This is a genomic window from Halomonas sp. E19, from assembly GCF_052439355.1.
Taxonomy (GTDB): Bacteria; Pseudomonadota; Gammaproteobacteria; order Pseudomonadales; family Halomonadaceae; genus Halomonas.
Window position 1 is genome coordinate 3,556,546 of sequence record NZ_JBNFWU010000001.1, and the last position, 16,804, is coordinate 3,573,349.

Consider the following 16,804-nt stretch of genomic DNA (forward strand, 5'->3'; position numbering starts at 1 on the left):
AGTCGTCATGAACGAGCATCTCGAACACCTGAACCCTCAGCCGCTGTGGCGCCATTTCCGTACGCTGTGCAACACGCCGCGCCCTTCCGGCCATGAAGCCGAGCTGGTCGAAAAGCTCGAGCGCTGGGCTGAGTCCCGCGGGCTGGCCCATGACCGTGACGCCTTCGGCAACCTGCGGCTGCGCAAGCCGGCCAGCCCCGGGCATGAGCAGGCGCCGGGCGTGATCCTGCAGGGCCACCTCGACATGGTGGCCCAGGCCAACGCCGATGCGCCCCACGACTTCACCCGTGACCCCGTCGAGACCTACGTGGCGAACGGCTGGCTGCATGCCCGCCACACCACGCTGGGTGCCGACAACGGCCTGGGCGTGGCTGCGGCCCTGGCGCTCCTCGAGGACGACAGCCTGGTCCACGGTCCGCTGGAGGCGCTCTTCACCCTGGAAGAAGAAACCTCCATGGGCGGAGCGCTCAACCTGGCCGAAGGCTGGCTCGAAGGCCAGGTGCTGCTAAATCTCGACTCCGAGGATCGGGGCGAGGTCTTCATCGGCCGTGCCGGCGGCGCCGATATCGTGGTCGAGGTGCAGCTGCCCACCGCCGCGCTGGCCGGCGATGAAATGGCGGTGAGCCTGGCGCTGACCGGCTTGGTCGGCGGCCATTCGGGGATCGACATCCACCGCGGGCGCGGCAATGCCAACCGCCTGCTGGTGCGCGTGCTGCGGGCGCTGGAAGCCTTCGATGCCCGGCTGGTGGCCTATCGCGGCGGCACGCTGCGCAACGCCATCCCGCGCGAGGCCTTCGCTACCCTGGCGATTCCGGCCGCCGAGTTCGCAGGCGTCCAGGCCCGCGTGGCCGCCCTGGAGGAGACGCTGCGCGCCGAGCTGAGCGGCGTCGACGAGGGGCTTGCGCTGTGCGTGACGGCGGAGCCGCACCAGCCGGAGCAGGCGCTCAACGCGCATGCCAGCAGCATGCTGCTGGCGGCGCTCCACGCCGCCCCCTGCGGCGTGGAGCGCATGAGCCAGGCGATGCCCGGCGTGGTCGAGACCTCCAACAACCTGGGGGTGGTGACGCTGGAGAAGGGGCGCTTCCACCTCTGCGCCCTGGTGCGCTCGCTGCGCGACAGCGCCGCGGCGGATATCGCCGAGCGCTTTCGTGGCCTGTTCCAGCTGATTGGAGCGCGCACCCGCGTCGAGCACGCCTACCCCGGCTGGACGCCCGACCCCGGCAACCCGCTGCTGGCGCGCTTCTGTGCGCTGCATCGCCAGCGGCTGGGCAGCGATCCGGCGGTGAAGGTGATCCACGCCGGGCTCGAGTGCGGCATCCTGGCCGGCAAGTACCCTGGGCTCGAGATGATCTCCTTCGGCCCGCTGATCCGTGGCGCGCACTCGCCGGACGAGCGCGTGGAGCTGGCGTCGGTGGAGGAGTTCTGGGAGCTGCTGCGAGCGCTGGTGGCCGACCTGGCCGGTTCGCCCCGCCAGGCTTGAAACCGGCGTGCCGCCCGGGCGGGCGGCACGCGCAAGCCCTGGTCAGGCCCGCTGGCGGCGGTGCGGGCCTTCGGCGACTTCCTCGACCAGCTTGGCGCAGAAGGCGTCCAGGTCGTCGGGCTTACGGCTGGTCACCAGCCCGCTGTCGACGACCACCTCCTGGTCGACCCACTCGGCGCCGGCGTTGCGCAGGTCCTGCTTGACCGAAGGGTAGGAGGTCATGCGGCGTCCCTTGGCCACGCCGGCGTCGATCAGCACCCAGGGGCCGTGGCAGATGGCGCCGACCGGCTTGTGCGCTTCGAAGAAGCCGCGGGTGAAGGCGAGCGCCTGGTCGTCCTGGCGCAGCGTATCGGGGTTGAACAGGCCGCCGGGCAGCACCAGGGCGTCGTAGTCGTCGACCCTGGCGTCGGCGAGCTGCCTGTCGACAGCATGGCGCTCGCCCCAGTCGCTGCCGGCCCAGGCCCGAATGTTCGACTTGTCCGGTGCAATCACATGCACCGTGGCGCCTTCGCGCGCCAGTGCCGCCTTGGGTTCGGTGAGCTCCGACTCCTCGAAGCCGTCGGTTGCCAGGATGGCGACGCTCTTGCCTTTCAGTTTCTCGCTCATGGGCTACCTCCTTGCAAGCAGTGTGAGCCGGCTTGGCCGGCCTGGTGGCGAGTGGCCTTCGCCTGCTTCTTCAAGCGTCGTGGCGGACGGCGCGGGTCACAAGGGGGCGAGCGTTGCGAAACGTCAAGGCACGATGACGATGTGTGACAGAATGTGGCCGTAGCCGGGTGCGGCCCGGCTACGAAAGCGAATCAGCCCAGGTAGGCGTTGAGCATCCAGACCGTCTTTTCCTGCTCGCGAATGTAGTCGCCGGCCTGGGCGGCGGTGCCTTCGTCGTCGGCATCGGAGGCCAGCGCCAGGATCTCGCGCTGCAGTTCAATCAGGGTCTGATACCCCTTGAGCACGCCGCGCACGCAGGTCTCGCCGTCCGACACGTGCTTCTCTTCCTGAATCTGCGCCATGGCCACATAGTCGCTGTAGGCGTGCACCGGCTGGTGGCCCAGAGTGAGGATGCGCTCGGCGACCTCGTCGACCTTGGTCAGCAGGTCGGTGTAGAACTCCTCGAACTTGGTGTGCAGCTCGAAGAACTGCGGGCCCTTCACGTTCCAATGGTAGCCGCGCACGTTCATGTAGAAGATCTGGTAGTTGGCCAGCAGTACGTTGAGCTTCTCGGCCAGCTGGCTGGCGCTGCCCTTGTGCAGGCCGATGGGGTTGGTATCACTCATGCTTGTCTCCTCTTCGGTAGGGAAGCGGTCATTGTAGGGAAGCTGGCACCAGTGTAAGCGGACCGGGCCCGGGGCTAAGCAAAAATTGGCCATGGCCGCCATAGGCCCAGCCCATGAGGTGGCCGCGCCGGCGAGCCGTTCAAGGCCTGCCCTTGCGGGAACCCGGGGCGCTGGCGAGACTCTGAGTGAGGCGCAGGCGCCGCCCGGTGTCGCTTGCGCTGCTCTACGCTGTGCGTAGACTCGAGCAACCTGGATGGGAGATGGCTCAATGCGCCTGTGGTGGCTCACCCCTTGGCTGATCATGCTGGCAGGCTGCCAGGCGGCGCCCAGCGTGCTGCCTGCGGCCGAACCGCGGCCGGCGCCGGAGTGCCGCTGGGAGGCGGGCGATACGCCCGCGCCCGACTGGGTGCGGCGAGCGCTGACGGCGCTGGAGAACGAAGGCTTCGTGGTGCGCCACACCGCGCTGGGCCTCGGCTTGGTCAGCGCCGATCGCACCCAGGTGCTGCCCGCCTACGGCGACTTCCACGACGACTGGGAGGGCAGCGGCTTCTATGGCGGCTACGGTGTGGGCGTGGGCGGTGGGCGCGGCGGCTTCTCCACCGGGCTGATGATCGGCTTCGGTGGCGGTGTCGGCAGCGTCACCCGCGATGCCACCCGCCTGGAGCGGGTCTCGCTGGTGGCCGACGCCGACTGGGTGCGCCTCACCCGTGACATCCAGGTCATCGACTGGCGCGGCGACCTGCGCGAGACCCGCAGCGCCAGCGATGCCGACTTCTGCCTGCGCCTGCGTCAGGTCATGACCACCACGGCCGCGCCTGCGATCGGGGAGGGGTCATGAGAGCCCTGCTGGCCCCCTGGCGCTGCTGCTGACGCTGTGGCTGAGCGGCTGCGCCGCGACTGGCGCCCCGGCGGCCGAAACGCGTGAGCTCTCGCTGGCCGCACCTCCCGAGCAGGCCATGCAGGCCACCCTTGGCCTGCTGATGGAGCAAGGCTATGTCATTCGCCATGCCGACCCGGGGCTTGGGCGGGCGGATGCCGCACTGGCGCGCTGGCCGGGCTATCGGGTGCGGCTGAGCGTGATACCCGAAGGCGAAGGGCCCGCGTCGCCCTGAGCGCCACCCGGGGCGGGCAGGCCCTACCGCCCCATCTGCTGGACCCCCTGCTGGCGGCGCTCCAGGTCAGGCTCGGGCTCGCTCCGGGCTTCGCCGACGCCCCTCCGTGACACGATGAGTAGGCAACACATGAATAGACGGAACTGCCTGGTTTCTTGTGCCCGGCGCTGGTCGGGAAAGCGGCTTGCCCTGTCACTCGGCCTGCTGGCTCTGCTGGGGCCGCCGAGCCTCGCGCTGGCCCATCCGCATGGCTGGATCGACGTGCGCGTGCGGCTGCTGGTCGACGATGAAGGCCGCCTTGAGGGCCTGCACCAGGCCTGGCGGATGGACCCCTTCTACAGCCTGGTGCTGCTTGAGGAGCTCGGCCGCGCCGACGAGGGCCTGGAGGCGGCCCTGGACCAGCTTGGCGGCGAGATACGCGGCAACCTGGCGCCGTTCGATTATTTCACCGAGCTGCACCTCGACGGCGAGCGCATCGCCTTGGGCGAGGTCAGCGAGTACACCGCGATGGAACGCGGCGGGCGCATCGAGTTCGTCTTCCTGCTGCCGCTGGCCTCGGCGCAGCCACTTGCGCAGCGTAGCCTGAGCTACCAGATCTTCGATCCCACCTATTACCTGGAAATGGTGCACGAGGCGGAGGGCGAGACGCCGCAGGAGACGGCCCTGACGGTGAGTGGCTCGCTGGCCTGCAGCACGCGGATCGTCCCGGCCCGCCCCGACCCGGAGCGGGTCATGGCGGCCGCCATGCTCGACGTGACCGACGAGGCCGAGCCCGGCCTTGGCCGCTACTTCGCCGAGACCGGGGAGGTGGCATGCGAGTGACCCTGAGGGCCGCGCTGCTGGGCGGTGTGCTGCTGCTGGCGCTGCTGCTCTATTACCTGGTCGTGATGGGAGGGCTGCAGGCGCTGAGCTTCCAACTGGTGGTCTGGCAGCGTGAGCTGCACCGTGCGCTGACCCTGGCCATTACCAACTTCTCGGGCACCCCGTCACCGGCTGCCTGGGCCGCACTGCTGGGCGTCAGCTTCGGCTACGGGGTCTTCCATGCCGCCGGGCCCGGCCACGGCAAGGCGGTGCTGGCCACCTACCTGGTGTCCCAGGGCGGGGCGCTGCGCCGGGCGCTGACGCTCTCCTTCGCCGCCTCGCTGCTGCAGGGGCTGGTGGCCATCGCGCTGGTCGTGGTGCTGGTGCATGGACTGGGCTGGGTGACCCGCCAGGCCATGGGCAGCGTGGTCTGGGTGGAGCAGGCCAGCTTCCTGATGGTGGCGCTGTTGGGCGCTTGGCTGTGTCTGCGGGCGATTCGCCAGCTGCGCCGGTCGGCGGCCTACTCCGCATCGGCGCCCGCGTTCCAGCCCGTGGCGGCAACGTCGTTCGCCCCGGTGGCCCACGGACATGCGCATGTACACGGGCATGGTCACGATGGCCACTGCTGCGGCGGGCATCATCACGTCGCGCCGGAGCAGGCACGCGACTGGCGTACGGCGCTGGCCACGGTGGTGGCCATCGGCATGCGCCCCTGCAGCGGGGGTGTGCTGCTGCTGGGCGCGGCTACGCTGCTGGGGCAATTTGCGGTGGGGGTGGCTGCCGTGATGGTGATGGCGCTGGGCACGGCGCTCACGGTCTCCGCCCTGGCGCTGGCCAGCGTGGTAGCGCGGGGCTGGGCCGAGCGCCGCCTGGTGCGCCAGCACAATGCCCAGCGTGCCGGGCGCCTGCTGGGCTGGGCGGCGCTGGGCGGTGGCCTGGCGATCTTCGCGCTGGGTATATCGCTGTCGATCACCGGGGTCAGCCAGCCCACCTCCGTTCCGCTGCTGGGGGAACCGCCTGCGCGCAGCGCGAGCGGCGAAGCACCCCGGCCGTCGCCGTTCGGGGGCGGCTGATCAGCGCAGCAGGTCGCTGCCATCGAGCTGCGCCAGCAGCGGATCGCGCACCTCGGCCAGGGTATCCAAGTCGTAGGGCTCTGCCTGGCCGTGGCCCCACACCGGGCCGGGCCAGGCGGGATCGTCACGCCGCCGGGCGACGACATGCACATGCAGCTGGGCGACCACGTTGCCCAGCGTGGCGATGTTGATCTTGTCGCAGTCGGTCATTTCCTTGAGCAGCGCCCCGAGTCGGGTGGCCTCATGCCAAAGCTGGCGCTGGTCGGCGTCGTCGAGGTCGAAGACTTCGCTTACGTGGTCGCGGCGTGGAATCAATAGCAGCCAGCAGTAGCGGCGGTCGTTCATCACCCGCAGCTGGCACAGCGGCAGCTCGGTGACCGGGTAGCTATCCTGCGCCAGGCGTTCGTCCAGGGCGAGATCGTGCATGGTGCTTTCCTTCTCATGGGTCGTGTTGGTTCATCATGGCACAGCGGGCGGACGGCCCCGCTGCCTCGCGTCGCGTTACTGGGTGCTAGATTGAAGGGGTGGGAAGCGTTCCATCACCGAGGAGTGAACCATGAAACGGATGCTGCTGCTCTTGCTGGTTGTACTGGTCGGCCTCTCGCTGCTGAGCGGCTGCAATACCATGCGCGGCATGGGGGAGGACATCGAACGTGGGGGCGAGGCCATTCAGCGGCAGGCGAGCTGACCTGGTTGTGCAAACTCGGGAATTCGCTGTTACGCTTGAGTAGGCCCTTGCTTTTGCCAAGGAATGGATACCCGACTCTTTCAAGGAGAATGAACCATGAAAAAAGCGATCGCCCTCAGCTTCGCCCTGCTGATGACCGCCGGTGCCCTGGCAGGCTGCAACACGATGGAAGGTGCCGGCCAGGACGTCGAGCGCGGCGGTCAAGCCGTACAGGATGCCGCCCGCTGATACGTCGCCTTGGCCTGGCTATTTAAGGGCGCGCCGCTTCGGCGCGCCCTTTGCTGCCTGTTACACTTCCCTCCCTTTCCCTCCTCGAGACACTCCAATGCTCCTGCCTTTCCGGTTCTCCCTGGCCAGTGCCAGCCTGGTTTTGCTGGTCGGCTGTACGTCTGCCACCTCCTCCTCCGTTCCGCATGAGCCGGCGCCGCTGCCGCCGCGGGTCGAGGCGCGCGAAGATAGCTGCGGTGCGGGCCGCGTGCAGGATCGGGTCGGCCGCGCGTATGACGAAGGCCTGGGCCAGGCGATTCTCGAGGAGAGTGGGGCCGCCACGCTGCGCGTGATGCGCCCGGGGCACGCCTATACCCTGGAGTACCGCGACGACCGTATCAATGTGCGCGTCGACGACAACGAAGTGATCAGCGACATCGGCTGCGGCTGACGCTCGCCGAGCGGAGAGCGTGCCTCAGGCGGAGCGGTGCTCGGCCTGGGTGCGGCGCTCGGCTTCCTCGGCCTGCTTGCGCAGGGTCTTGCGCAGCGCCGCCTTCTCGAAGCGCAGCTTCTGCAGCGGGGTCGTCAGTTCAAGCGGCGGCACCGGCGCGGGCTGGCCGTTGGCGTCCACGGCGACCATCGTCAGGTAGCAGCTGTTGGTGTGGCGGATCACCTTGTCGCGGATATTCTCCGCCACCACCTTGATGCCGATCTCCATCGACGAGCGGCCCACGTGGTTCACACTGGCCAGGAAGGTGACCAGCTCGCCGACGTGGATCGGCTGCTTGAACAGCACCTGGTCGACGGAGAGGGTCACCACGTAGTGGCCCGAATAGCGGCTGGCACAGGCATAGGCCACTTCGTCAAGCTTCTTCAGGATGGCGCCGCCATGCACCTTGCCGCTGAAGTTGGCCATGTCGGGGGTCATCAGCACGGTCATGATCAGCTCGTGCTGTCCGGGCAGCGGCGTATCTTCCATGGCGTTCTCCTCATTGAAAGGGTTGCCTCCCGCGTCGAAGTGCGGCGCGGGAGGCGGGGCTCAGAACCAGGTCAGACCCACCGAGATGATGATGCCGGTCAGGAACAGCTGGATCAGACAGAAGCCCATGATGTCCTTGGCTTTCAGCCCGGCGATGGCCAGCACCGGTAGCGCCCAGAACGGCTGCAGCAGGTTGGTCCAGGCGTCGCCCCAGGCCACGGCCATGGCCACGCGGGCGACATCGACGCCCAGCGCTTCGGCGGCCGGCAGCATAACCGGCGCCTGTACCGCCCACTGGCCGCCGCCGGAGGGCACGAACAGATTGACGATGCCGGCGCTGATGAACGACCAGAAGGGCAGCGAGGTTTCGGTGGCGAACGAGATCAGCGCCTGGGACATGGATTCTGCCAGGCCAGACTGCACCATGATGGCCATGATCCCGGCATAGAAGGGGAACTGGATCACGATCCCGGCGCCGCCCTTGATCGCCTCGTTCAGGCTCTCCAGCAGGCTGCGCGGGGTGCGGTGCAGCACGATGGCCAGGAACAGGAACATGAAGTTGACGATGTTCAGATTCAGCCCGCCGCCGCGCAGCATGAAGTGGTCGAGCAGGAAAATCACCCCCGGGATGCCCACCAGCCAGGCCAGCGTCACGCTATTTTCCAGGCGCTCGGCTGGCCGGCCAATGCGCACCCGCGTGGCGGGAGCGTCGTCCAGCAGCTTGGGATCGACGTAAACGCTGTCCTTCTCATCGGGCAGCATCATGCGGTTGACCAGCGGGATGGCCACGAACAGGCACACCACGATGGCGAGGTTGAAGAAGGCGAAGATGGTGGAGCCGGTGCCGATCACGCCGATCTGTTCGGCGCTGAAGTGGCCGTCGGTGGCGATGGTCAGCGGGATTGAGCCGGCCAGGCCGCCATGCCATACCACGAAGCCCGAGTAGGCGCTGGCCACCAGCAGGCGATAGTCGACCCGCACCAGGCGCGCCAGCTCCTTGGCGAACAGCGCCCCCACCACCAGGCCGAAGCCCCAGTTGATCCAGCTGGCCAGCAGCGAGACCAGGGTGACCAGCAGGATCGCCTGGCCGGCGTTGTTCGCCAGCGCGGCGATGCGCTGCAGCAGGCGCTTGACCGGCGGCGAGCTGGCCAGCATGAAGCCGGTCACCAGCACCAGCAGCATCTGCATGGAGAAGGTCAGCAGGTTCCAGAAGCCGTCGCCCCAGAAGCGCATCACCGCCAGCGGTGTCTGGCGCTCCACGGCAATGGCCGCCACCGCGGCAATCACGGTCAGCAGCAACACGAAGATGAAGGGGTCAGGCAGGTAGCGCTCGACAAGCCGTACGGCCGGCCGGGAAAGGAACTTGAGCATGGCGGTATTCGCTTCTTCTAGTGAGGTTGTTGAGGCGTTTGGCGAAGCTACAGGAAAAAGTAGTGCAGGCCTGGGGCCTTGCGCTGCTTTCGATCAACGGTGCCGACCCCGCCGGGGATTGTCAAAGCCTAACGCCAGCGGCTGCGACGATAGGCGAGGTAGTAGGCGCTCAGCACGCTGGAGCGCACCAGGGCGAAGGCCAGGAACGACAGCCATAGGCCGTGGTTGCCGAGACCCTGGGTCAGCCACCAGAGCGGCAGGAAGACCGCGAGGCCCGCGAAGATGCTGTTGCGCATCTCGCGGATCGCCGTGGCACCAATGAAGACCCCGTCGAACAGGTAGCTCCACACCGCGATCAGCGGCATCAGTACCATCCATGGCAGGAACTCGGCCGCGGCCGTGCGCACCTCTGCCAACCCCGTCAGTAGCGCGATCAGGTAGCCGCCGCCCAGGGCGAAGGCCAGGGCCGCGGCGCCTGCGGTCAGCAGCGAGAACTCGGCGGCGGTGCGCACCGCCAGGGCGAACTCGTCCCAGCGCCGGCGACCCACGGCGCGCCCGGCGATCGCCTCGGCGGCGTGGGCAAAGCCGTCCAGGGCATAGGAGGTCAGCATGATGAACTGCAACAGCACCGCGTTGGCCGCCAGCACCGTGTCGCCCTGGGCAGCCCCGCGCGATGTGAAGAAGGCCATGGCGAAGAGCAGCCCCAAGGTGCGCACGAACAGGTTGGCGTTGACCCGGAACAGCTCGGCATAGGCGGTGAGCCTGAGCAGTTTCTCGCGCAGGAAGCGTCCTTCCAGGCGCCGGAGCCGGCGGCTCACCAGCCAGCCGCCGAACGCCAGGGCGGTGTAGTCGGCGATCACCGTGGCCCAGGCCACGCCGTCGCTGGTCATGCCCAGCCCCACCACGAACAGCAGGTCCAGCACGATGTTGACGCTGTTGGTCAGCACCAGGATGGCCAGCGTCACCCGCGAATTCTGCTGGCCCAGGAACCAGCCGAGGATGGCGTAGTTGGCCAGCACCGCCGGCGCCGAGAGGATGCGGATCTGGGCATACTCCGCGGCCAGGGCCGAGGCGGCCTCGCTGCCGCCGAGCAGCCACAGGCCCAGCGAAATCAGCGGCTGCGAGAACAGGATCAGCAGCGTGCCGATGGCCGCGGCCAGCAGCAGCGACTGCCCCAGCAGGTGGCGCACCTCGCTGTCGTTCTCGCGACCCACGGCCTGGGACGTCAGCCCGGTGGTGCCCATGCGCAGGAAGCCGAAGCCCCAGTAGAGAAAGCTGAACAGCGTCGCGCCCAGGGTGACCGCCGCCAGGTAGCGCGAATCCGGCAGGTGGCCGACCACGGCGGTATCCACCAGCCCGAGCAGCGGTACGGTGATGTTGGAAAGGATGATCGGCCAGGCCAGCGCCCCGAGGCGTCGCCGGGCGGTCGCAGGTGTCTCGGTGGGCTGGGTCGCCACGTCTTGCCCCGGTGGTGAACGAGCCGAGCAGCATGGCGGGCGTGCCGATGCAATGCAACCGTGATAAGCCGCGACTGGATACCGGCTCGCCGCCGTGGGATGTTAGCCCCGTCGGTGCACGATCGAGCCAATAACCCTATTCATCAAGATAGCCAGAAAAAAGTGGGAGACAGGCATGAAGCGCATGGGAAGAGTGGCGGTGGCAGTGGGCGTGGCGGCGACACTGCTGCTGGGAGGAGGGCAGGCGCTGGCGCAGGAGTCGCGCCTGGAGGCCAGGCCGAGCGGTGCGGCGATGATCGCCGATGCCCTGATCGCCCGGCCGCTGCTGCTGGTGGCCACCGTTGGCGGCACGGCCCTGTTTGCGGTCACGCTGCCATTTTCCGCGATGGGCGGCAATGTCGATGCGGTTGCCGATACACTGGTCAAGACGCCCGCCGAGGCAACGTTCCGCCGCTGCCTGGGCTGTACCGCAACCAACCCGCCCCGCGCTCGCTGAGTCGAGCGGATACGCCCGAAACGCCCAGCCCCGCAGGCGCGGGGCTGGAGACGTGGCATGGCGCTACGGTGTCAGGCCGCGGTAATCAGCCGATACTTGGCCATCAATTCGTCTTGGGTTTCCTGGCGCGCCGGGTCGAGCGGGATGCAGTCCACCGGACACACCTGCTGGCACTGGGGTTCGTCGTAGTGGCCGACGCACTCCGTGCACAGGTTGGGGTCGATCACGTAGATCTCTTCCCCGGCGGAGATGGCGCCGTTGGGGCATTCCGGTTCGCAGACGTCGCAGTTGATGCACTCGTCGGTGATCATCAAGGCCATAGGGCTACCTCGCGATTGGGCGGCCGCACGGTGGCGGGGCCCAGGGGCAATGCGGCTCGGCTAATCGCCGAGTAATTCGGTCAGGTATTGTAATGGCTGCGCAGCGTTTCGGCGACCCTGGGATGCACCAGGCGCGACACGTCGCCGCCGAGCTTGGCGATCTCGCGCACGATGGTGGAAGAGATGTAGGAGTTCTCCACCGCCGGGGTGAGGAACACGCTTTCGAGCTCGGGGGCCTGGGCGCGGTACATGTTGGCCAGCTGCAGCTCGTACTCGAAGTCGGACACGGCGCGCAGGCCGCGCAGGATGATATGGGCGTTCTGCTCGGTCATCATGTCGGTGAGCAGGCCCGAGAAACCGATCACCTCGACGTTGTCGAGGCCCGCCGAGACCTCCCGGGCCAGGGCGATGCGGGTATCGAGGTCCAGCGCCGGGCCCTTGCCGGGGCTGGCGGAGATCGCTACCACCACTTTGTCGAACAGCTGCGAGGCGCGCTCGATCAGGTCGAAATGGCCGTGGGTGATGGGATCGAAGGTGCCGGGATAGACCGCAATTTTCATGGCGCTGGGCTCTGCTGATGCGTCGAGGGGCTCAGGGTAACGCCGACAGGGCAGGGCGACAATGCCGACCTGCCCGTGTCGTCAGTCGTCCAGGCGGCCGAAGGGGTTGTCCACCTTGAGCGAGACTGGCCTGGCGTAGCCGGGGATGTGAATGGCGGTGTCGCTGACCTCGAGCTCGGGACCTTCCAGCACCCCTTCGCCAAAGCGGTAGCGCGCCTGGTAGTGGCCGCGGTCGGCGGCGTCCAGGTAGGCCTGGCTGGCCTGGCGCGTGGCTTCGCGGCGCTCGCGCCAGGCAGCCACGGCGGCCTCGCCATGGCGCTGGGCCAGCAGCCGCTCGGTTACCGCCGGCGATAGCACCACGCCGGTGGCGTTGTTGCCGCCGAAGCCCTTGGCGTTGATGAAGGCGGCGTCGGCCGCGAACGGCTGCGACTCACGAGAGAAGCGCAGCCGCTCGGCGTGGACGTCGTCGGCCACGGCATCGAGGGTAGGAATGCCCGGCAGCAGGCCGTGGGCGAAGCTGCCCAGCGCGCTGACCAGCTGATCCCCCGCCGCGCTGCCCTGGGAGTGGCCGACGAAGGCCTTCACCGCTACCACCGGCCACTGGTCGATGCCGTGGGCACGGGCCACCAGGTCGAAAACATGGGACTCGGTGACGCGGTTCTTCGGCGTGCTGGTGCCGTGGGCATGCAGGAAGGTGCGCTCCTTCAGAGCCTGCTCGCCCAGCATGTCGCGCACCAGCGCCGCCGCCTTGCCCAGGGTGATGTAGTTGCCGATGCCGGGCGCGGAGATGGAGCGCTTCCAGCCGTCGGCGTTGACGAAGACCCCGGCACGCTGCCGAGGATTTCGGCTCCCACTTCCAGCGCCAGGGCGTCGTCGAGCAGCAGGATGAACTGGCTGGCCTCGGCGATGGTGAAGCCGCAGTTGCGGGCGAAGGGCGGCAGGCGCGCTGGTAGTCGGCGTCGGTGAGCAGCTCCAGGGCGTCCAGCGCCTTGAGGCTGTCGTCGTCGGCCAGCGCGCCCATGGCGCGAAAGCCCTCGATGATCTCCGGCGTCACGGGGGCGTCGGAGGTGCCGACCATCACGGCGCGCCGCTGGCCGCTGCGGATGTCCTCGATGCCCAGGCGCAGGTTGTAGAGAAAGCTGGCGCAGGCGCCGAGGGCGGCGCCGGTGCCGCCGACGCTGCCGAGCACATAGGCGTTGAGGAAATCGGCGGGCATCTGCCCGTAGCCCAGCGGCATCTGCTTGGAGGTGGCGCGGTTGCCCGAGACGAAGCTCTTGAGCAGGCCGCCCCAGCCCTCGTCGTCGAGCTGGCCGATGGAGTTGCCGGCGTACACCGCTACTTCGTCGGGGTCGAGGCGGTCACGCAGTGCCTCCCACGCAAGCCCGCTGCTGCCCAAGCAGTCGCTGGCGGCGAAGATGGCCATCGACAGCCCGCGGGGGTGGTGCACGCTGCGGTAGTGGGAGCTCGGGTCGAAGCCGCTGGGAAGCTGGCCGGCCGCCCTCACCTGGGCCTGGCGTACCTCCGGCAGCATCACTTCCAGCTCGCCGGGAGGCACCGAAACCTCCAGCGTGTGGCGGTCGATCTCACGGATCTGCCAGGTGGGCGGCACCTGGTCGGGCAGCTGGCGGCGGCGAATGTGAAACACCAGGCTGTGGGGCAGGTCGAGCTGGGCGCGGCGGTTGGCCGGCAGGCCGGCATCGTTGAAGCGGGGGTCTTCGATGCGGCGGATCAGGGTGTGGTCGAGAATTCGCCCGCGACACTCGGCAACGAGCTGCTCGGCGGCAACCGGCTCCTGAGCGGTGTTGTACCAGCTTCCGTCCCGGTGGTGGCCAAGGCCCATCAGCGCGGCCAGGCTGAGCAACAGGGCCTGCTGTTCCGCTTGGGGCAGGGAGTCGATCACGGTGCGTCGAAACGCCTGATGGCCTGATGTGCGGCCGGCGGCATTGATGCCGCCCATGCCGACGATCACCGGTAAGTGTGACAAGCCGCTTTCCTCGTTGTGCTGTTTGTGCGAGTCGGTGTTATAGGGATATGTGCCGCGATCATAGCACCCGTCTCTGGACCCCGTCATGGCCGCCTTGCCGAGAAAAACGCTGTTTTTCATGAAACGAACGTTTGAAATATCGTGCTGCCAGGGCTATGCTAGGCGGGCTGTTTGAGTCATACGAGTGGGTATGTGGGCGCGCTTCTTCGGGAGTGCGCCTTTTTTTCACACTCGCAAGGCCAGGCATGGCTGGTAGAATGGCGGCGTTTTCCGCCACGCCGTGACGCCCATGCACGCCACTTCGCGCTCCATCACGAGCAATCAGGACGGCCCGCACCAGGACCTGGCGCGGCGCGTCGAGCGTGCCCTGGCGGCGCCCCTTCGCAAGCCTGTCGCCGAGCATACCCGGCACGCCTTCGCCCGGGCGCAGGCCTGGCGCGAGCGACACATGACCGGGCCCGCTGCCCCGCCGCTGATCCTCGATGCCGGCTGCGGGGTGGGGCTCTCTACGCGTGCGCTGGCCGAACGCTTTGCCGACCACCTGGTCATCGGGGTGGATCGCAGCGAAAGCCGGCTGTCGCGCAACCATGGCGCGCTGCCCGGCAACGCGCTGCTGGTCAGGGCCGACCTGGTCGACTTCTGGCGGCTGGCGCTGAGCGCTGGCTGGCAGCCGGCCCGCCACTACCTGCTCTACCCGAACCCCTATCCCAAGTCGGCCCACCTCAAGCAGCGCTGGCACGGCCACCCGGTGTTCCCGGTGATCCTGGCGCTGGGAGGGCGGCTCGAGCTGCGCTCCAACTGGCGGCTCTACGTGGAGGAGTTCGCCCTGGCGGTGGCCCAGGTGGTCGGCACGCTGCCCAGCGTCGAGCGCCATTCGCCGGGCGACGCCTTCCTGACGCCCTTCGAACGCAAGTACGCGCTCAGCGGTCAGGAACTGTGGCGGCTGAGGATCGCGCTGCCGCCCGCGCCGGAGGCGCTGGCCCGCTTCAAGGAGATTTGATGGCCTGCGTCGGCCCATTGGGGCGAGGTGGCCAGAGTGGGGTGATTCAACTCTTTTCATGGCCTGGCGCCCACCGAGAGGCGCTGGCCGTAACACCTAGCGAGGTGCCTTCATGCTGCGTTGCGTTGTCCTGCTGTGCGGACTTGCGCTCACTTTTCCGGCCTGGGGCTCGGGGTTCGCCGAACTCGGGCGCCTGGCCGAGCGCGGGTACCAGATCGGGGCCGAAGCCCGGCTGCTGGGCGACGGAGCCGCCCCAGGCGAGCTGCTGGGCGCCATCGAACCGGCGCGCCAGCTCTCGCCGGCCTCGGTGACCAAGGCCTACCTGGCGGCGGCCGCGCTCGACCGCTGGGGCCCCCAGCACCGCTTCACCACGCACCTGGTGAGCGAGGCGCAGGTGGATGCGCAGGGCGTGCTGCAGGGCGATCTGGTGCTGGACGGCGGCGGCGACCCGGGGCTGGTCACCGAGGATTTGTGGCGCCTGGCCCAGCGCCTGCACCAGGCCGGGGTGCGCCGGGTGGAGGGGCGGCTGGTGGTGAGCCAGTGGCGCTTCGGCCCGGTGGCGTGCATCACCACCGACCGCTGCCAGGCCCAGACCCGGGTGGGCAATTCCTACAGCGCCCTGCTCTCGTCCGCCGGCGTCAACCATGGCAACTGGTGCGTCAACGTCGCCCCGGGGCCGCGGCCGGCGAGCCCGCCCGGGTCACCAGCTGTGACAGCCAGGCGCTGGTGCTGGGCGTGGACAACGGGATCGAGACGCGCGCGGCCGACGGCGGCACCGAATTCAGCGCCGAGCGGGTGACGCGTGAGGAGGGCGACGTGATGCTGCTGCGCGGCCACATCGCGCTCGGCGCCTCGCCCCGCGACGTCTACCGGGCCAGCGGCGACCCCGCGCGACAGACGGCGCGCACCCTGATGGCCATGCTCGAGCAGAGTGGCATCGGCGTGGGGCAGGGCTATGTCACCAGCATCGAGCCGCCGCCGGCTTCCGCCCGCGTGCTGGCGCAGGTGCAGGGCAGGCCGCTGCAGGAGCTGCTGCTGCACGTCATGAACTACTCGAACAATTTCATGGCCGACGTGCTGGCGCTCAACCTGGTCGACAGGCCGCGGGCCAGCCTGCTGGAAGGCGGCGAGGCGCTGCAGGACTACGTGGCCGGCGTGCCCGACCACGGCCCCTTGATCATGCTCAGCGGCAGCGGGTTGACCACCGAGAACCGCACCTCGGCCCAGGGGCCAACGTGCTACTCGAAAGCATGTTCCACCGCACCGCGCTGTTTCCCAGCTTCGTCGCCAGCTTCCAGTCGCCGGGTAACGGGGTGTCGCGCTTCATCCGGCGCGGCTCGCCGGTGTTCCAGGAGCACGTGATGCTCAAGACCGGTACGCTCAATCAGCCGATTGCCGTGCGCGCCGCAAGCGGCTACTTTCGAACACGGTCGGGGCGCTGGGGCGTATTCACCGTGCTGGTCAACGGCACCTCCAGCACGCCCTGGCTCAACTGGGCCCAGGTGCTCGACCCCTGGCGCTGGACCTCGAGCGCATGATCGAGGCTCACCGAGGCGCGTCTCGTCACGCCACTACCGCAAGGCATCAGGATGAAGGAAGGACTTACCGGGTGGCGCCATCTGGTGGCCGCCACCGGCTACTCCCTGAAGGGCTGCGCTATGCCTTTCGCCACGAAACGGCGTTCCGCCAGGAACTGGCGCTGTGCGTGCCGCTGCTGCCCCTGGCCTGGTGGATCGGCGCCGGGCCGGTGGAGTGGATCCTGCTGCTCGGCAGCTGCCTGCTGGTGCTGATCGTGGAGCTGGTCAACAGCGCCATCGAAAGCGTGGTGGACCGGATCGGCACCGAGCACCACGAGCTTTCGGGGCGTGCCAAGGACATCGGTTCGGCGGCGGTGATGCTGGCACTGGTGGCGGCCGGGCTGACCTGGGGCCTGCTGCTGTGGCAGAAGCTGTTCGGCTGAGGGCCGACGCCGAGGGGTGCCGTCGCGCCGCGGGCTTCGCTATGC

18 protein-coding genes and 3 pseudogenes are annotated in these 16,804 nt (G+C 68.5%); 12 read left to right on the forward strand and 9 right to left on the reverse strand.

What is annotated here, in order from left to right:
- The first annotated feature begins 7 nt into the window (after window positions 1–7).
- Window positions 8–1,480, forward strand: coding sequence for an aminoacyl-histidine dipeptidase (locus tag ACUDAL_RS18665; protein WP_444679179.1), 1,473 nt, complete (start codon window positions 8–10; stop codon window positions 1,478–1,480).
- Between the two features lie 42 nt (window positions 1,481–1,522).
- On the opposite strand, the gene ACUDAL_RS18670 is transcribed toward ACUDAL_RS18665, so the two are convergent.
- Both ACUDAL_RS18670 and ACUDAL_RS18675 read right to left on the reverse strand, forming a co-directional pair.
- A complete protein-coding gene (locus tag ACUDAL_RS18670) occupies window positions 1,523–2,086 on the reverse strand; it encodes a type 1 glutamine amidotransferase domain-containing protein (RefSeq protein ID WP_444679180.1) in 564 nt (187 codons plus the stop codon).
- A 191-nt stretch (window positions 2,087–2,277) separates the two neighbouring features.
- Window positions 2,278–2,751: a Dps family protein gene (locus ACUDAL_RS18675; protein ID WP_444679181.1), complete on the reverse strand. Its 474-nt coding sequence runs from the start codon at window positions 2,749–2,751 to the stop codon at window positions 2,278–2,280.
- A 253-nt stretch (window positions 2,752–3,004) separates the two neighbouring features.
- Here ACUDAL_RS18675 and ACUDAL_RS18680 point away from each other — a divergent pair, with 253 nt between their 5' ends.
- From ACUDAL_RS18680 to ACUDAL_RS18695, 4 genes are all read left to right on the forward strand, one after another.
- On the forward strand, window positions 3,005–3,589 hold the full coding sequence (locus ACUDAL_RS18680; RefSeq protein WP_444679182.1) for a hypothetical protein: 585 nt from the start codon (window positions 3,005–3,007) through the stop codon (window positions 3,587–3,589).
- Window positions 3,590–3,707: 118 nt separating this feature from the next.
- The gene (locus ACUDAL_RS18685) at window positions 3,708–3,863 is read left to right on the forward strand and encodes a hypothetical protein (protein WP_444679183.1); all 156 of its coding nucleotides are present in this window, start codon (window positions 3,708–3,710) and stop codon (window positions 3,861–3,863) included.
- A gap of 129 nt (window positions 3,864–3,992) precedes the next feature.
- On the forward strand, window positions 3,993–4,685 hold the full coding sequence (locus ACUDAL_RS18690) for a DUF1007 family protein (protein WP_444679184.1): 693 nt from the start codon (window positions 3,993–3,995) through the stop codon (window positions 4,683–4,685).
- Complete coding sequence (locus ACUDAL_RS18695) at window positions 4,676–5,737, forward strand: nickel/cobalt transporter (protein ID WP_444679185.1); 1,062 nt, start codon at window positions 4,676–4,678, stop codon at window positions 5,735–5,737. The genes ACUDAL_RS18690 and ACUDAL_RS18695 overlap by 10 nt, the downstream gene beginning before the upstream one ends.
- Here ACUDAL_RS18695 and ACUDAL_RS18700 read toward each other — a convergent pair whose 3' ends face one another.
- Window positions 5,738–6,163: an HIT family protein gene (locus ACUDAL_RS18700; RefSeq protein WP_444679186.1), complete on the reverse strand. Its 426-nt coding sequence runs from the start codon at window positions 6,161–6,163 to the stop codon at window positions 5,738–5,740.
- A gap of 130 nt (window positions 6,164–6,293) precedes the next feature.
- Between ACUDAL_RS18700 and ACUDAL_RS18705 the strand changes: the two genes are divergently transcribed.
- The 3 genes from ACUDAL_RS18705 (at window position 6,294) to ACUDAL_RS18715 (ending at window position 7,083) form a co-directional block, all read left to right on the forward strand.
- Window positions 6,294–6,425 carry an entericidin A/B family lipoprotein gene (locus tag ACUDAL_RS18705; RefSeq protein ID WP_444679187.1) on the forward strand — a complete coding sequence of 44 codons (132 nt, stop codon included), beginning with the start codon at window positions 6,294–6,296 and terminating at the stop codon, window positions 6,423–6,425.
- Between the two features lie 96 nt (window positions 6,426–6,521).
- Window positions 6,522–6,653 carry an entericidin A/B family lipoprotein gene (locus ACUDAL_RS18710; protein ID WP_444679188.1) on the forward strand — a complete coding sequence of 44 codons (132 nt, stop codon included), beginning with the start codon at window positions 6,522–6,524 and terminating at the stop codon, window positions 6,651–6,653.
- A gap of 97 nt (window positions 6,654–6,750) precedes the next feature.
- The gene (locus ACUDAL_RS18715) at window positions 6,751–7,083 is read left to right on the forward strand and encodes an I78 family peptidase inhibitor (RefSeq protein WP_444679189.1); all 333 of its coding nucleotides are present in this window, start codon (window positions 6,751–6,753) and stop codon (window positions 7,081–7,083) included.
- 24 nt (window positions 7,084–7,107) lie between these two features.
- Here ACUDAL_RS18715 and ACUDAL_RS18720 read toward each other — a convergent pair whose 3' ends face one another.
- The 3 genes from ACUDAL_RS18720 to ACUDAL_RS18730 form a co-directional block, all read right to left on the reverse strand.
- Window positions 7,108–7,611, reverse strand: a complete 504-nt coding sequence (locus ACUDAL_RS18720) for an acyl-CoA thioesterase (RefSeq protein WP_444679190.1) — start codon at window positions 7,609–7,611, stop codon at window positions 7,108–7,110.
- Window positions 7,612–7,671: 60 nt separating this feature from the next.
- Entirely contained in the window at window positions 7,672–8,982 is a 1,311-nt protein-coding gene (locus ACUDAL_RS18725) for a short-chain fatty acid transporter (RefSeq protein WP_444679191.1), read from the reverse strand.
- 128 nt (window positions 8,983–9,110) lie between these two features.
- Window positions 9,111–10,439, reverse strand: coding sequence for an MATE family efflux transporter (locus ACUDAL_RS18730; RefSeq protein ID WP_444679192.1), 1,329 nt, complete (start codon window positions 10,437–10,439; stop codon window positions 9,111–9,113).
- A gap of 175 nt (window positions 10,440–10,614) precedes the next feature.
- Here ACUDAL_RS18730 and ACUDAL_RS18735 point away from each other — a divergent pair, with 175 nt between their 5' ends.
- A complete protein-coding gene (locus tag ACUDAL_RS18735) occupies window positions 10,615–10,935 on the forward strand; it encodes a hypothetical protein (protein ID WP_444679193.1) in 321 nt (106 codons plus the stop codon).
- Window positions 10,936–11,006: 71 nt separating this feature from the next.
- Here the strand turns inward: ACUDAL_RS18735 and ACUDAL_RS18740 are convergent, their stop codons facing one another.
- The 3 genes and pseudogenes from ACUDAL_RS18740 to ACUDAL_RS18750 all read right to left on the reverse strand — a co-directional run bounded on the left by ACUDAL_RS18740 (window position 11,007) and on the right by ACUDAL_RS18750 (window position 13,772).
- Window positions 11,007–11,255 carry a YfhL family 4Fe-4S dicluster ferredoxin gene (locus tag ACUDAL_RS18740; RefSeq protein WP_444679194.1) on the reverse strand — a complete coding sequence of 83 codons (249 nt, stop codon included), beginning with the start codon at window positions 11,253–11,255 and terminating at the stop codon, window positions 11,007–11,009.
- A gap of 80 nt (window positions 11,256–11,335) precedes the next feature.
- Window positions 11,336–11,815 carry a pantetheine-phosphate adenylyltransferase gene (gene coaD / locus ACUDAL_RS18745; protein ID WP_444679195.1) on the reverse strand — a complete coding sequence of 160 codons (480 nt, stop codon included), beginning with the start codon at window positions 11,813–11,815 and terminating at the stop codon, window positions 11,336–11,338.
- A gap of 81 nt (window positions 11,816–11,896) precedes the next feature.
- Window positions 11,897–13,772, reverse strand: a pseudogene (locus ACUDAL_RS18750) (beta-ketoacyl synthase).
- A gap of 316 nt (window positions 13,773–14,088) precedes the next feature.
- On the opposite strand from ACUDAL_RS18750, the gene trmB reads away from it, so the two are divergent.
- The 3 genes and pseudogenes from trmB (at window position 14,089) to ACUDAL_RS18765 (ending at window position 16,759) form a co-directional block, all read left to right on the forward strand.
- Entirely contained in the window at window positions 14,089–14,799 is a 711-nt protein-coding gene (gene trmB / locus ACUDAL_RS18755) for a tRNA (guanine(46)-N(7))-methyltransferase TrmB (protein ID WP_444679196.1), read from the forward strand.
- Window positions 14,800–14,911: 112 nt separating this feature from the next.
- A pseudogene (gene dacB / locus ACUDAL_RS18760) lies at window positions 14,912–16,348 on the forward strand (D-alanyl-D-alanine carboxypeptidase/D-alanyl-D-alanine endopeptidase); the annotation flags it as partial.
- A gap of 40 nt (window positions 16,349–16,388) precedes the next feature.
- Window positions 16,389–16,759: pseudogene (locus ACUDAL_RS18765) on the forward strand (diacylglycerol kinase).
- The last annotated feature ends 45 nt before the right edge of the window (window positions 16,760–16,804 follow it).